A 15,915-nucleotide genomic window follows, 5' to 3' on the forward strand; every position below is an offset into this window, starting at 1 on the left:
CGGATTCGGACAGCGACTCGGATTCGGACAGCGATTCGGATTCGGACAGCGATTCGGACTCCGACTCTGACAGCGACTCGGATTCGGACAGCGACTCGGATTCCGACAGCGACTCGGATTCCGACAGCGATTCGGACTCCGACTCTGACAGCGACTCGGATTCGGACAGCGACTCGGATTCCGACAGCGATATCGAGGCCATCCCCGATAGCAACAGCCCGGACGTTGTCGCGCTGGAAGGTAACCTGAACAACGTCAGCGGTACCAGCGGTCAACTGGTTGGCCTGACGTTACTCAGCACCGTCGATGTCTCGCTGCTGTCGGGCAATAATCTGCGCTTTAGCGTGGGTTCCGGAACCGTTGAGGATATGACGGTATCGGTGAACGGCAACTCGCTGCTGACGGCGAGCGGATTGCTGACCACTATCGTCAACCTGCTGGGAGCAGGAAATACCCTGACGGCCGATCTGTCGGTGGTGAATACGGTCACCGGCGAAGTCGTGGCGATTGCGGAAAACAGCGTCTCTATCTCGGCGAGCCTGCTTGGCGGGCTCTCCTATAACGGTACGGTCTCCTTCGCCAATCTGCCGGCGGGCGACTACACCATGGTTATCTCTGCGCCGGAAAGTAACGGCCCCCTGGTATCGTTGATCAACGCGCTGGCGGCGGCCCAGGTGGCAAGCTTCGTCAACGTGGACGTGACGGATTCGGTTGGCTACAGCGTCGGCGCCATTGAAGGTAACGTGCTGGATACCACCGCCAGCGGCGATATGCAGGATAGCGGTCAGGGCATCTCGGTCACCAGCGCGGTATCGGACTCCGTCGACGGATCGACCCCGGTTAACGTGACCAGCGCTGGCGTCAATATCACCGGGGCTTATGGGGTACTGACGATTCACTCTGATGGCAGCTATAGCTACCAGTTGACCAAAGGCGGGGCCGCTATCGGTCAATCGGATGTCTTTAGCTATACCATTACCGATGAAGCGGGCAATACCTCGACGACTAACCTGACGATTAATATCGGCGGCAACATCGAACCGGCGCAGGCCAATCCGGATGCTCAGGAAACGGATCTGACCGCGACGTTCGATACGCTCAACGGTGAAAGCGGTACCGTTGGCCAACTTGTCGGCGTCTCGTTACTCGGTTCCGTCAACGTTGGCTTACTCAACGGCAATAGTTTTGACTTTGACGTCGCCACGGGGGCAAACGAAAAAGTGCTGCTCGCTGTCTCTGGGACCACCGGCCTGAGCCTGGGCGCGGCCCTGAGCACATTGCTGAGCCTGCTGGGTGGCGCATCGTCCTTTACGGCGGATCTCTCTATCGTCGATAAGGCGACCGGCGAAGTGGTGCAGGTTCTGACCAACGCCGTCAACATTAATGTTAATGGACTCGGTCTCAGCCTGGGCTATAGCGGCGGCGGCTGGTCCTCAATGTTACCTTCAGGGTCGTACACAGCGGTGGTCTCTTCACCGAATACCGGCGGTCTGTTGGGCGCGCTGCTGGACCTGAACCTGGGCACCTTTGTCAACGTGTCGGTCACCGACTCTGAGGGCTATCACACCGACAGCCTGACGGGGAACGTCCTGCAAAGCGATGGCGACGGCGATGTGGCGGACACCGGGGTAAATATTAAGGTGACGAGCGTCACCGCCACCTCGGTGACCGACGCCGATCCGGTATCGGTCACTAGCAGCGGAACGACGATAGCCGGTGCCTGGGGATCGCTGACCATCCATAGCGACGGTAGCTATACCTATCAGCCGTACGGCGGAGTGAATAGTGTCGGCCAATCGGAGGTCTTTACCTACACCATAACCGACAGTCTGGGCCACACGGCGAGCACGACGCTGACGATCGATATCGACAGCCCGGCTTCGCTGGCGGTGAATGATGTCGTTGCGCTGAACGTGGCAACGGCGCTGGCAACGGTGAATGTTCCGGCGATTGACACCGCGGGGCTGAACACAAGCGGTAAGTCGACAACGGGCGGAGTATCAGCGAGTAAGTCGATTAACTTTAGCGTGGGGGCCGATCGCGAAATGGATACCCTCTCGGTGAATGTGAACTACACCGCGAGTGGATCGGTGGTCAATACCGTCAGGATTGACAGCACGGTCAGCATTTATCACGTACTCAGCGACGGCAGTAAGGTTCTGGTGTGGCAGGGGGCACCGACAGAAAATCTGACCACGATTATCGGCGCAACAGCCAGCGCTACGGATACGCTAACGCTAACGGGTGTGGCATTGAGCGAAGGAAATTACGAGATGGTCCTGGCTTCGAAAGCCACCGCCACTCTGGATTCTTTCTTAACGCCAGCGCCGAATTATACGGTTGGAGCTTCTATCACCGGTACGACGTTCGATACCGCAACGCACTATACGGTGGCAGGAACCAACGTCAGCGGGAATATCCAGAACGGAAACAACTCGGGCGGTACGGAAGATTTCCATGGCGTGCTGTATGCCTCATACACCGTCGCCGGACATACTTCCACTGGCAGTGCCGAATCCTGGACCTTCAACAGCAATGGCAGTATCACCACCAGCAACGGTAGCGCAGTAACCGGAAGTAGCGTCACAATTTACGGTGACTATGGCACCCTGACGATGGCGAATAATGGTTCTTATACCTTCAGTCTGAAGGCAGGGATGGATGTGTCGACAATCACGCACAAGGAGGTCTTCGCCTACACGGTAAACGACAGCAATGGCGTTTCTTCCGCGGCGACGCTGACCATCGATCTGCATCCGCAGATTACCGGCAGCGTGAACGGCGACGATATCCACAGCACCGCTTATGACGATACCTTCACCCTGGGTATCGGGGCCGACACGGTGGTTTACAACCTGCTGGCCGATGACAATACCGGCGGCAACGGCAGCGATACCTGGAAGGATTTCTCGGTTGCGCAAGGGGATCATATCGATGTGTCGGCGCTGCTGGTTGACTGGGATGGGAACAGCAGCAGTCTGGGCAACTATGTGACCCTGAGCTACGTTGGCAATAACACGGTGGTATCCATCGACCGCGACGGCGGGGCCGGTGACCATCAATCAACAACCTTAATTACGCTGGAAGGGGTGCATATCAATTCGCTCAACGAGCTGCTTGATACAAATAACTCCAACTAATCGGCGTTATAGCGAACGGCACACGGAAGTGCCGTCCAGATTATTTATTGCGGAGGAATGAATCGGGCAGCGATCCGGGAGATAGCAGACCGTTATTTAATAAAAATAATGATGCGGAAATTATTATATCCGTTTTTTCAGTGCGTGAATTCTGAAGGGTAAATTTGATGCGTCTATTTAAACAAAAAAGGAATGTCATAACCTGCGGCTATACCGCTCTCTTTATTGCTTTGAATCCGCCGTTTTCAGGTCATGCGGAAAATTCATACTTGATGCCGAATGATATTAGCAGCCAGCGTTTAACCGATAGCCAACAGGTCGCGGGGTACAATGAAGAGATTATTAATAGCCAGACCCGAATATCCGGCCCGCTGGATATTAAAAAAGCGGTAAAAAATGCGGTCAACTGGCATCCGGCGATTACCCAGGAGGTCAGCAAACTCCAGGAAATGGCGCAGAAAGTTGACGTGGCGAAAGCCAAATATTACCCGCAAATTAGTGCGGGTATGAATAATGGTTATAGTAATACTTATTCTGATGCCGGATATACGCCATCGCTGGTCGTCTCGGTATCGCAAATGCTTTACGACTTCGGCAAAGTGTCCAGTTCGGTCAGAGCCGCCGACTCCGGCGTGGCCCAGCAGCAGGCCACCGTCATGCTGAATATCGATCAGGTCGCTCACGACACCGCCGCGGCGGTAGTGCAGGTGCAGGGCTATCAAAAGCTGGTCGACATCGCTAAAGCGCAGGTCGATTCGCTTAAACAGATTGGCGATCTTATTCGCCAGCGCAACGATGCGGGGGCGTCATCGTTATCGGACGTTGTGCAGACCGATACCCGCGTGGAGGGCGCGCAATCTACGCTCCTGCAATATCAGGCGGCCCTTCAGCGCTGGAAAGCCACGCTCGCGACCTATATCGGCATCGGCGGCATTGCCACGGTGACGGATGACCTTCCGCAGGGGATGGACGCCGCCTGCGCGGTATCCAAAATCGATTACCGCTCTGTTCCGGCGGTATTAGCGGCGCTGGCCCAGGCCGGCCAGGCTCAGGCTCAGCTGGATAACGCCAACGCGCAAATGCTGCCGACGATTTCCCTTGAGCCGGAAGTCACCCATTACCTCAACGATAACTACGCCAACAGCGCGGTACTGAATAAAACGCAATACTCCGCCTGGGTGAAAGTGCAAATGCCCATCTATCAGGGCGGTGCGATGACCGCCTCACGCGACGCCGCCCAGCAAAGTCTGGCGGCGGCGAATGCGGCGATAAAAACCGCCCAGCTGGACGCCAGCCAGAAGCTGAACGCCTCTCGCGATGAAGCGGTTAATCTTGCCCAGTCGCTGGGGATTCAGAAACGTCAGCAGCAGCTGGGTGAGCAAACCCGGGCGCTGTATCAGGATCAGTATCTTCAGCTCGGCTCGCGGCCGCTGCTGGATCTGCTCAACGTCGATCAGGAAATTTACCAGGCCAGATTTAGCCAGGTCCTGACGGAATCACAACTGCGTTCGCTGGAGCTGGACTGCCTGTTCAGCACCGGCAAGATGCGCTCGGTGTTCGCGCTGGAAAAACAAAATATCCAGGGCGTGGAGATCCGCCCATGACCTCACAAAACGAACGCGCCGGGATACCGCATTTGCTCGATTGGTCTAATGCGATTGCTTTTATTGCCAACCACTATCGACAAAGCTTTTCTCCCGGCACGCTGCATGCCGCCGCCGAGTGGGCGACGCAGAAAACCCTGCCGGAGGCGCTCCGGCACCTGGCGCGCCACGCCGGGCTAAACTGCCAGTTTTTATCTCCGGGCGATGAGAAAATGTCGGCCTGGCGGCTACCGCTGGTCGTCCAGCTGCGCGACGGGCAAGTCGCCGTGCTCGAAAGCTTTGACGTTAATAACGCCGTCGGGGTGCGGTTTGTGAAGGAGCTCGCGCTGCTCAGCTACTGCCCGCTGGAAACCCTGCTGCCGGAAATTGAAAAGACCATTGCGTTTCGCCCGTCAGCGCCGGAAAGGGATATTCGCACCGAGAGCTACCTGGCCCGCTTTCAGCCGGACTGGCTGCGTAAAATTGTGCTGAAAGATATTCGCCCCTACCTGCACGTGATGCTGGCGTCTTTTGCCATAAACGTTCTTGCGCTGAGCGGTATTCTGTTTTCGATGCAGGTTTACGATCGGGTGATCCCGGCGCAGTCTTATCCCACTCTTTATGTCCTGTTCAGCGGCGTATTGCTGGCGGCGGTATTTGCTTTTGTGCTGAAAATTATGCGCGGGCACGTCACGGATCTGCTCGGCAAACGCGGGGATATTCGCGTTTCTGACCGGGTCTTCGGCCACGCGCTGCGCCTGAAAAACAGCGCGGTACCGCGCTCGACGGGGAGCTTTATTTCGCAAATCCGCGAGCTGGAGCAGGTGCGCGAAATGATGACCTCAACGATGATGACCATCGTGGCGGATTTACCGTTCTTTTTGCTGTTTCAGGTGGTGCTGTTTATCGTCTCGCCGTGGCTAAGCTGGATTGCGCCGGTGGCGACGATTCTGATGATCCTGCCCGGCCTGCTGCTGCAGCGCAAGCTCGCGGCGCTGGCCAATAAAAACCAGCATGAAAATACCTTGCGTAACGCCATTCTGGTGGAAAGCATTCAGGGGTTGCAGGACATCAAAATGATGCAGGCGGAAAGCCGCTTTTTGCATCAGTGGAATAGCTATATTGCCATTACCGCCGAGTCGGGGGTCAAAACGCGCAGGCTCACCCACGGCCTGGTCAGCTGGGGAATGTCGGTGCAAAACCTGCTCTATGCCACGGTGGTGGTGGTCGGCGCGCCGCTGGTGATTAATGGCGACATCACCACCGGGGCGATGGTGGCGGCATCAATGCTCTCGACCCGCATGGTGGCGCCGATGACCGCGCTGTGCGGCGTACTCGCTCGCTGGCAGCAGGTGAAAACGGCGAAGGCCAGCCTCGATAACCTGATGGCGCTGCCGGTCGAAGGGGGGCAGGACGAAACCCGGGTTCACCGCGCCGTGCTGCACGGCAACTACGAGTTCCGGCAGGCGGAATTCCGCTACGGCCTTAACGATGCCGCGATCCCGCTGCGTATCAACCAGTTATCCATAAAAGCCGGCGAGAGAATCGCCATCCTTGGGCGAATCGGCGCCGGTAAATCGACCCTGCTGCAGGCGATGATGGGCAACGTCGAGCTGGTTTCGGGCGAGCTGCGGCTGGATGATTTAAGCCTGCCGCAGATCGACCTCGCGGATATTCGCCGCAACGCCACCTTGCTGACCCAGGAGGCGCGGCTGTTCCACGGCACCCTGCGCGAGAACCTGATCCTCGGGCGACCGGCGGCGACGGATGATGAAATCTTCTCGGTGCTTACCCTGTGCGGCGCGCTGGAGTTTGTGCGCAAACTGCCCCTCGGTCTTGAACACGTCATTATGGAAGGCGGGCTGGGGCTTTCAGGCGGCCAGCGGCAGTCGCTGCTGCTGGCCAGGACGCTGCTGCGCGATCCGAACATTATCCTGCTCGATGAACCGACCTCGTTTTTCGACGAGCGAACGGAAAAGGCCTTTGTGGAACAGCTGGCGCAGTGGGCCGGCGAGCGAACGATGATCATCGCCACGCATAAAGCTGCGGTGCTTAATATCGTCGATCGGATCCTGGTTATCCAGGACGGGCAGCTGGCGCTGGATAAACCCAAAGCAACGGTTTTTGAGCAAGAGAAAGCCCGCGGGCAGGTGGTGAACATATGAGTAAAATCCCCCTGATGGCCGATCACGACCCGGTGGCGCTGCTGCCGGATAGCGAAGAAGACGAGGCGAAAATTGTTAAATCGCGGCGGCTGATTCTCCTGCTGGCCGTTATGCTGCTGGTGGGCGGCATCTGGGCATGGTTCGCGGTACTGGACGAAGTTTCAACCGGTACCGGGAAAGTGATCCCCAGCTCGCGGGAGCAGGTGATACAAACCCTCGACGGCGGTATTTTAACCGAGCTGAACGTACGGGAAGGCAGCAAGGTACAAGCCGGACAGGTTGTGGCGCGCCTCGATCCCACCCGCAGCGAATCTAACGTCGGCGAAAGCCAGGCGAAATATCGCGCCTCGCTGGCGGCGAGCATTCGCTTAACCGCCGAGGTGAACAATCAGCCGCTGGCGTTTCCCGACTCCCTGAAAGCCTGGCCCGCGCTGCTGGCGGAGGAGACGCGTCTGTACCATAGCCGCAAAGAGCAGCTGAGCAAATCGACGCGCCAGCTGGACGAGTCGTTAAAACTGGTGAATAGCGAACTGGCCATCACCGAAAGGCTGGCGAAAACCGGGGCGGCGAGCAATGTCGAAGTGCTGCGTCTTCGCCAGCAGGTCGCGGATATTAGTTTTAAAAAAATCGATCTCAATACCCGCTATTTTGTTGACGCGCGTGAGCAGCTGTCAAAAGCCAATGCCGACGTGGCCAGTCTGGCGGAAGTGATAAAGGGGCGCGCCGATTCGGTCACGCGCTTAACCGTTCGTTCGCCGGTGCAGGGGATCGTTAAAAATATTAAGGTCAATACGATTGGTGGGGTTATTGCGCCCAACGGCGAGCTGATGGAAATTGTTCCGGTCGATGGCCGGTTATTAATCGAAGCGCGGATTTCACCTCGTGATATTGCTTTTATTCATCCTGACCAGCAGGCGCTGGTGAAAATTACCGCCTATGATTATGCCATCTATGGCGCGCTGAACGGCGTGGTGGAAACCATATCGCCGGATACCACTCAGGATGAAGCTAAACCGGATGTTTACTACTATCGGGTGTTTATTCGCACTGACTATGATTACCTGGAAAATAAAAGCGGCAAGCGTTTTTTAATTGGCCCGGGAATGATTGCCACCGTTGATATTAAGACCGGCGAAAAAACGGTCATGGATTATCTGGTCAAACCGTTTAATCGGGCAAAAGAAGCCTTAAGGGAACGTTAATCAACGGGCGAGCTTCTTATCGGCTACGGGTCATGGCCGTTTGCGGTCCGCTAGCCCGGACAAGGAGCGTTGAGCGCCGCCTCCGGGGAGTGTGCCGGGCCGAGCCATCGGCGCAATATCTAAAATGGGTTTGTTTGCAGTCTCTGATAATAATTTTTAAACATTCAACGCATTCTTGAATAAACGGAGAGGGGAAGATGGCGCTAAGTGATTTACTGCAACAAGCCTGCTTTCAGGCGAAAAAATTAAAATCCACCGTATTGCCCTCTGACTATCCGGCATGGGTAATCTTCTTTAGCGTCAGCGATGGCCAATCACGCGCGCATATGCATATTTCTCGCGGTACCAGCTTCGATCTCGCGTGGCTGGCGGGGGCCAGGGCGCTGCAGGAGTGGCGTAAAAAACAGGACCGCGAACCGCAGTGGCTGCGGGTTGACGTCGTGGACAGCGTGGAAAAGCTCAGCTGGCAATCCCTCAATGAAAAATTCATGGTCACCAAGCGTAACTATTTTCGCTTTGGCCTCGCGTTTGACCCGCAGTTTAATTGCGCAATGCTCGAGCAGGAAATTGCCGGCAACGCGCTGCTCTACGATGGCGATAACGGCGTCGTGGCGCCGAATAGCGTCAATCTGGAAAACTACGCCCGGCGGCGGTTTAAACAGACGCTTAGCTGGCCGCAGGATCCGCAGCAGCCGCTCTGGCGCTTTAAAACTCAGGGGATCTTCTGCGATCGTTTTGGGACAAAAGTGATGGAACAGAGCGGGCGAGGTTCCGGCTATCGCGTTATCGGGGAAAACTGGCAGGACGAGTGCCTCGCCGAGGTGATTAAAAAAGGCACCGATTATCTGGCCCGTCAGGTAAAGCAAGACGGCCTCTACCATTACGGCTGGTTTCCCTGTTTCGACCGCCCGGTCCGATCCTATAACGCGCTGCGCCACGCCAGCTCCACCTATTCGCTGATTGAGGGCTGGGAAGCGACCCGTCAGCCGTCGGTTCGTCAGGCGATAGACCGCGCGATTGCGTACCTGGTTAACACGCTGATTGAAGTACGGACGCTGGACGATGGACGCGAGGCGGCGTTTCTCTGCGACGTGGGCGATGAGATCAAGCTCGGCGGTAACGCGGTAAGTATCCTGGCGCTGGTGAAATACACCGAAACGACCGGAGACCGGCAATATCTGCCGCTGATGGCGCAGCTGGCGACAGGCATCGCCTTTATGCAGGATCCGCTCAGCGGCCAGTTTGTTCACGTATTGAATAGCCACGATCTGTCGCTGAAAGCCAAATTCCGCATCATTTATTACGATGGCGAAGCGGCTTTTGCTCTTATGCGCCTGTACGGCCTGACTAAAGCGCCGCAGTGGCTGGAGATGGTGGAAAAAGCCTTCGCCTATTTCATTAAAAATAAGCACTGGCAGCACCATGACCACTGGCTGAGCTACTGCGTTAATGAGTTAACCCGCTTTCGCCCGGAAGAGAAGTACTTTCGCTTTGGCCTGAACAACGTGCGCGATCATCTTGATTTTGTGCTGCATCGCGTCACCACCTATCCCACGCTGCTGGAATTAATGATGGCGGCATCTGAGATGGTGACCCGTCTGGACGCCTCGCCCGAGCATCGCCATCTGCTGGCGGATTTTGACCAGCAGAAGTTCTGGCAGGCGCTGGAAGTTCGGGCGCGCTATTTGCTGAACGGCTTCTTCTGGCCTGAGCTGGCGATGTTTTTTAAAAATCCCGCACGGATCGTCAACAGCTTCTTTATTCGCCACCACAGCTACCGCGTGCGTATCGATGACGTCGAGCACTACCTTTCCGGCTTTATCGCCTATCAGAAATACCATTTAGCGGCAAAAAAGCCGCTGCTCCCGCAGGACGACGCGCCGCCGTCGAATAACGCGATCCCCGTTTTTCTGCTGGAGACGCTGCGCGACGTCGGCAACGGTATTGAGGTGGCGGCCATGCGGCGGGCGAAGCTCTTTACCGAACATTTGCGCACCGTGCCCTGGATAGTTACCGCGACGTGGAATCCCGAATTGTCCAGAGCGGTGCGGGCGCTGAAAGCGCGCGGCGCGCTGCCCGAAGAGGTGCCGGTTTATAACCTCTATGAGTGGCTCAGCGATTGCTTTGAGATGAACGCGATCGCTGCGCTGGCGCCGCTGGTGGGCAATATCGAGCTCAGGCATGCCGTCAATCCCGGCGCGGATGTCGCGGTGGGTAAACACAACTTCCTGCTGCGTCCGCAGGGGAGAATCATCGAAGACTATATTGATAGCGCCGGCAATATTCTGCTGCGCAAAAGCTTTGACGAGAAAAAGGGCAACGTGCAGCTAAGCCATCTTGAAATTGCCCTGGCGGGCGGTGAAGTCAAACGCTTTGCTCAGGAAGAGGCGTTTTATGCGTGGATGCTGGAAACCCGGCTGGCGGAAAAAGGGCGCTGGCATTTTATCGTCGATAAAAATAAAACGTGGAAAAGCTTCGTCTGCTCGCGGCCCGCACAGCGCATGGCGTGTACGCTGAGCGCGATTATTCACTCCCATCATCAGCTGTCTAACGGCGCGCTGAAAAGCTCCTACCGGCATATCCTCGAACAGCCGGAGCTTGTCGATCGGCTGATTGTCCTCACCGATGAGCAGTGGCAGGACCTGCAGCTGGAGGGTTTCCCGGCCGCGCGGATGGCGGTGATCCCCAATCATCTCGATAACGGCAATATTCCGGCGAACCCGCAGAAAGCGCCGTCGCAGACGGTCATTTATCTGGCACGCTACTCGGAAGAGAAGCAGCATGCCTTGCTGCTGAACGCCTTTCGTAAAGTGCTGACGGCGATCCCCGATGCGCAGCTGCACACCTACGGGGTCGGGCCGCTGCGGCGCAGCTTAAGCGCGCGGGTGGCGGAGTGGGGGCTGGAGAAGGCGATCCATATCAACGGTTTCACCTCCGACATCGCGCAGGCGCATAAAACGGCCTGCTGCACGGTACTTTGTTCGACTCAGGAGGGGCAGTCTCTCTCCGCCGTGGAGGCGATGGCCTACGGTACGCCGCTGATTAGCTTTGCCATTAAGTACGGCCCGCGCGACATCCTGCAGGACAGGGAGGCGGGGATTCTGGTGCCCTGCGGCGATGAGGAGGCCCTGGCGGCGGCGCTGATCGCCGTTATCTCCGACAAGTCGCTGCAGCAAAGTATGCAGCAGGCCGCGCTGCGCAACGCCCAGCGCTACTACGGCAGCGCTATCGCCGGACGCTGGGCGGCATGGCTGCAGACAAGCGAGCGTCAGTTGGATGCCGGCGCGGAGCGCGGAAACGGGCTGGAAAAAAAGCGTCCTCGGGCGGTTAACGTTGGCTAACCGTCAGCGCCTTTTTTATTCCCGCGGCCCTCAGGCGTGGCGATGAGACGAGTCATCGCACTCCTGCTGGCATCCTGCTGCTGTTCGCCGCTGCTGGCGCGCGATGTGGTGCAGGTTTCCCGCTGCGTTCCCGGCTCTTTGCTTCATGCGCATCGCCTGGAAAAAGCGCACATCGTGGATGACTTTCATATTTACTACAGCCTGCAGGGTAGGGACGCCCTGCAATATCCGCAGGATAGTACCGGCGACGGCGTGCCGGATGTCGTGAAAGACATTGCGAGCCAGCTCCAGGCTGCGAAATATCTCTATACCTCGCTGCTGGGCCTGCGCTCGCCGCTGCAGCAGAAAATTTATCGCCAGGCCCGACAGATCAACATCTACCTGCTGACGCTCCCCAAAGGTCACGGCCTGGCCTTCGATCGGGTGGCGGCAGAAACCATGGGTGACGGAACGGCGCTGCCCTGCGGCTTAAAAATTGTCCTTAACGCCGCGCTGCGGCCGGCGCGCAACATTACGCCAGCGCATGAATTATTCCATTTGTATCAATACGGCTACGGGGTTTTTAAACAGAAATGGTACCTGGAAGGTATGGCGCGCTGGATGGAAAATGCCTTCAGACCCGCGCAGGAAAGAGTCGTGCCTTCACCCGGGGAGGTTACCTGCGAGAGTAACGTTTCTCGCGGCTATAGCGCGGCCACCTTTTGGGCCAGCTATGCGCAGCAGGCGTTTGCCGCCACGCTAGTGCCGGATAACGCGCTGGCGTATCGCTATGTCGACGGCAGCCCGGTGTTTCAAACCCGGACGGTGCCCGGCGGCGCGATGCTGGCGCCTTTTTTTCAGCAGCTTGCGCTCAGCAGCCGGCGCATTTCTGGTGAAATGAAGCTGCCCAATATCCGCTGGAGTGAACAGCAGCAGCGCGACGGGCGGTACAGTCGCCTGATTTGCCAGGCGTTATCCGCGACGGCGCAGAATAAAAAATAAGCGGTATGCATACTCATTCTGCTGGCTGCGCGGGCCCGGATTTTGAATAAAGCCTGTTCATCTTTTCCGGCAGATCAATAATATCCGTCAGGATGCCGCGCGATAAATGGATATAGCCGTCACTCTTCAGCTTCGATAATACCCGCATGATGCCGCTGCGGGACAAAAAAGAGTGGTCCATAATATAATTCACGGCAGTGATGTTGTTTTTAATTACATTTGGTTCATCAATAAGTTCGAGAAGATGGCTACGTATAATTTCGTATGCGGAGAGTTGTGATATCGTCATGCAATGAGCATAGACTTTGGCCGAACTATAATCCTGCAGCATCGCCAGCGATTGCCAGAGATGATATTTGACGACCTGCTCATGAAAAAAACGTTGTGGAATCAAAAGTAAGCGCGATGTTTCTTTCGTTTTAACATACAGATGGCGGGTATATGCCAGCTGGCAGCTGGCGCCAAAAATAAACGGTGCGCTTTCAGCATTAAGGATCATCCCATCGCTTATGCGGTTTAACGCCACGCTCCCGTCGAATAAAATGAGGCACTGTCTTTCACCATTCCGCGTCAGGCTGATGTTGCGTTTTTTGCTAATGGTGCAGGGCGTATGCTCTTTAGCGATTATCTCAATCAATTTTTCAATATGATCGGTGGGTTTCACGACTTTGCTTAAAATTTCATCGCGGAGCAGCGAGTGATTATTCCTCTTCATTGTTACCCTTTTAAAACAATGAGTTGAAAATATTATTGAATGGATGTTGTACGCGTCTAATAATCAATAATATGCTTTCTGTTGGCAACTTATCGAACATTGCCAGGATTATTTTCCTGCTATAAATTACGATTTGTAATCTAAAACCTGTAATTCATATTAGTCAATATAAATTGATTTTTTTTATTGTTTTTTTAAGCCAGGTAGATCTTTTTTTGCGGCTGGTCTTTTTGCGCAAAAAGTCACGTTATTGCGCTTGAGGAATTTCTCGCTTCGTTTTTGATTTTTTAACGCGATAATAAGCGGAGTGAGTCAGGTAGGTATATGTGTTTATTAAATAAAAAAGCGCGGCGTTTATTTTTTATCCTATTTGCCGCATACGCGGCGGCAAGGAGGAGATGAAAATAGCCAACGGGGTTTTAAACCTGGCGGTATCCAGGCGTAAAACCCACAAATGACTAGTTGCGCAATCGAGGGGCCTGCAGCTGCTGGCGAATGGTTCTGGCCAGTTCGTCCAGCGACGGCTGTTCAGGATGTTCGTCGCTGGGCTCGCTGCTCAGCTGCGCTTCTGCGAGATAAGTGTGAATCGGCTGGCCATCATCGTCTTCCATCACCACATGATACCAGGGCGCAAGGCGCAGTTCGTCGTTAGCGGCGATTTCATCCTCTTCCGGCTCCGTGAGCGAGTACTCGGGATCGACATCGACGATCACGCCCAGGTAGCCCAAAAGCGTGTGGCGAACTTGTTGGCCGATACCGAATTTGCTGGCTATCATAAGCACCTCCTGGGAGACATGATTACCTGCTATATGCGGGCCGATTCTCCACTTTTCAAGTTACATGATGCGGCAAGCAAACCCTTTCAGATACAGCCCTTCGGGGTAGGTTGCTATCACCGGGTGGTCGGCAGCCTGGCGGAACTGTTCTATAAATTGTACATCACGTCCGGCATCCAGGGCGGCATCGGCAATGATTTTCTGAAATAAATCGGTGGTCATCAGGCCGGAGCAGGAGAAGGTCAGCAGGACGCCGCCGGGATTCAGGAGCTGAATCGCCAGCATGTTGATGTCCTTATAGCCGCGGCAGGCGCCCATCAGCTGGCTTTTGTTTTCAACAAACTTCGGTGGATCCATCACAATCACGTCAAACTTTTCGCCGGCGTCGCGATATTTCCGCAGCAGCTTGAAGACGTCGTCGCGGATGAACTCCGCTTTAGACAGATCCAGCTTGTTCAGCTCAACGTTCTGCTTTGCGACGTCCAGCGCCTCCTGCGAGGTGTCAACGCTGACAACCTGACGGCAGCCGCCCATCAGCGCGGAGATGGCAAAACCGCCGGTATAGGAGAAGCAGTTCAGCACGCGCTTATCGGCGACGTATCGACGGGTCGCCAGGCGGCTGTCGCGCTGGTCAAGGTAATAGCCGGTTTTGTGACCGCCCTGAATGTCTACCAGCAGCTGCATACCGTGCTCGGTAATCGGCAGCAGGGCAGGCGGCAGTTCGCCGACAACCGGCCCCTGCGCCAGCTCCAGCCCCTCTTTTTTACGCACCGCGACGTCGCTACGATCGTAGATAGCGCAGTTCGGAAACAGCGTTTGCAGCGCGCTGACAATCGACGCCCGCTGGTATTCGGCACCGGCGCTCAGCAGCTGCAGTACAAAAAAGTCGCCAAAACGATCGATGGTCACGCCCGGCAGGCCGTCGGACTCACCGGCTATCAGGCGATAGCTATCGAGCCCGTCGCGGGCCGCCAGCCACTCGCGCCAGGTTTGCGCCTGCTGCAGGCGACGTTCGAAAAAGGCGTTATCAATGGCTTCATTGCGATCGAAGCTCCAGACGCGGGCGCGGATCTGTGAAGACGGCGAATAGGCGCCGCGGGCCAGCCATTTTCCCTGAGAATCAACGATATCGATGGTCTCACCTGAACGGGCTTTACCTTCCATCCGGGCGACGGCGCCGGAGAAGATCCAAGGATGGCGACGCAGCAGGGATTTCTCGCGTCCTTTGGTTAACACTAAGCGGGGGAAAATGGAGTCTGTCATGGGGCTACCTTTAAGCAACGGGAATGTCGGCACCGAAAAAATGGCGCGTAGGTTAGCACAAGTGGCTGAGGCAAGCACCATTCCACCGGTATCGACAAGTGAGCGTTTCGGCACAAAACGCAGGCGCTTTGGCACAATAAAAAACATGCCGGGATCTTACAGTATTTCCTCACCTTACGGAGGAAAATACGATGAAAACAGGATTGAAGGTCGCAGCCGCGATGATGGTTATTATGAGTGGGACGGTGATTGCCGCGCCGTTTAGCGTCAGCAGCGCGGATATGCGCGACGGCCAGACGCTGGCGCAGACGCACTGGTTTGGCGGTTTTGGCTGCACCGGCGGCAATATCTCACCGCAGATCGCCTGGAAAAATGCTCCGGCGGGTACCCGCAGTTTCGCGGTGACCGCTTACGATCCGGATGCGCCGACCGGGAGCGGCTGGTGGCACTGGACGGTGGTGAATATTGCCCAACAGGTGACTGGCTTAGCCGCTGGCGCCGGAGACAAAAATAACGCTAAACTGCCCGCCGGGGCGATACAGGGGCGCAATGACTTTGGCTATGCGGGTTTTGGCGGCGCGTGTCCGCCCGCCGGAGATAAACCGCATCGCTACCGCTTTACGGTATGGGCGCTTGATACCCCGACGTTGCCCATTGATGGCGAGGCCAGCGGGGCGTTAGTCGGATTTATGTTACACAGCCACGCTATCGCCAGCGCGCAGTTAACGGCGCTGGCAGGAAGATAATAA

Annotated in this window: 10 protein-coding genes; 7 read left to right on the forward strand and 3 right to left on the reverse strand. The window is 56.2% G+C overall.

What is annotated here, in order from left to right; translation table 11 throughout:
* The 6 genes from FQK12_RS09015 to FQK12_RS09040 all read left to right on the forward strand — a co-directional run.
* On the forward strand, positions 1-3,140 hold a 3,140-nt coding region (locus tag FQK12_RS09015; RefSeq protein ID WP_146295700.1), incomplete at its 5' end, for a type I secretion C-terminal target domain-containing protein.
* Between the two features lie 167 nt (positions 3,141-3,307).
* Positions 3,308-4,744 (forward strand): TolC family outer membrane protein, encoded by a 1,437-nt coding sequence (locus FQK12_RS09020; RefSeq protein ID WP_014228671.1) that lies wholly within the window; start codon positions 3,308-3,310, stop codon positions 4,742-4,744.
* Positions 4,741-6,888, forward strand: a complete 2,148-nt coding sequence (locus FQK12_RS09025) for a type I secretion system permease/ATPase (RefSeq protein WP_004849540.1) — start codon at positions 4,741-4,743, stop codon at positions 6,886-6,888. Before FQK12_RS09020 ends, FQK12_RS09025 begins: the two co-directional genes overlap by 4 nt.
* Complete coding sequence (locus tag FQK12_RS09030) at positions 6,885-8,090, forward strand: HlyD family efflux transporter periplasmic adaptor subunit (RefSeq protein ID WP_014228672.1); 1,206 nt, start codon at positions 6,885-6,887, stop codon at positions 8,088-8,090. The genes FQK12_RS09025 and FQK12_RS09030 overlap by 4 nt, the downstream gene beginning before the upstream one ends.
* Before the next feature lie 197 nt (positions 8,091-8,287).
* The gene (locus tag FQK12_RS09035) at positions 8,288-11,431 is read left to right on the forward strand and encodes a glycosyltransferase (RefSeq protein ID WP_014228673.1); all 3,144 of its coding nucleotides are present in this window, start codon (positions 8,288-8,290) and stop codon (positions 11,429-11,431) included.
* Positions 11,432-11,473: 42 nt separating this feature from the next.
* The gene (locus FQK12_RS09040) at positions 11,474-12,412 is read left to right on the forward strand and encodes a peptidase (RefSeq protein ID WP_014228674.1); all 939 of its coding nucleotides are present in this window, start codon (positions 11,474-11,476) and stop codon (positions 12,410-12,412) included.
* 13 nt (positions 12,413-12,425) lie between these two features.
* On the opposite strand, the gene FQK12_RS09045 is transcribed toward FQK12_RS09040, so the two are convergent.
* From FQK12_RS09045 to rlmI, 3 genes are all read right to left on the reverse strand, one after another.
* The gene (locus tag FQK12_RS09045; protein WP_014228675.1) at positions 12,426-13,127 is read right to left on the reverse strand and encodes a helix-turn-helix domain-containing protein; all 702 of its coding nucleotides are present in this window, start codon (positions 13,125-13,127) and stop codon (positions 12,426-12,428) included.
* A gap of 458 nt (positions 13,128-13,585) precedes the next feature.
* Entirely contained in the window at positions 13,586-13,903 is a 318-nt protein-coding gene (hspQ, locus tag FQK12_RS09050) for a heat shock protein HspQ (RefSeq protein WP_009651933.1), read from the reverse strand.
* 60 nt (positions 13,904-13,963) lie between these two features.
* Positions 13,964-15,166 (reverse strand): 23S rRNA (cytosine(1962)-C(5))-methyltransferase RlmI, encoded by a 1,203-nt coding sequence (rlmI, locus tag FQK12_RS09055; RefSeq protein ID WP_009651924.1) that lies wholly within the window; start codon positions 15,164-15,166, stop codon positions 13,964-13,966.
* Positions 15,167-15,357: 191 nt separating this feature from the next.
* Between rlmI and FQK12_RS09060 the strand changes: the two genes are divergently transcribed.
* Positions 15,358-15,912 (forward strand): YbhB/YbcL family Raf kinase inhibitor-like protein, encoded by a 555-nt coding sequence (locus FQK12_RS09060; RefSeq protein ID WP_014228676.1) that lies wholly within the window; start codon positions 15,358-15,360, stop codon positions 15,910-15,912.
* Positions 15,913-15,915 lie beyond the last annotated feature (3 nt).

Source organism: Klebsiella sp. ME-303 (genome assembly GCF_007910085.1).
GTDB classification, from domain to species: domain Bacteria; phylum Pseudomonadota; class Gammaproteobacteria; order Enterobacterales; family Enterobacteriaceae; genus Klebsiella; species Klebsiella michiganensis.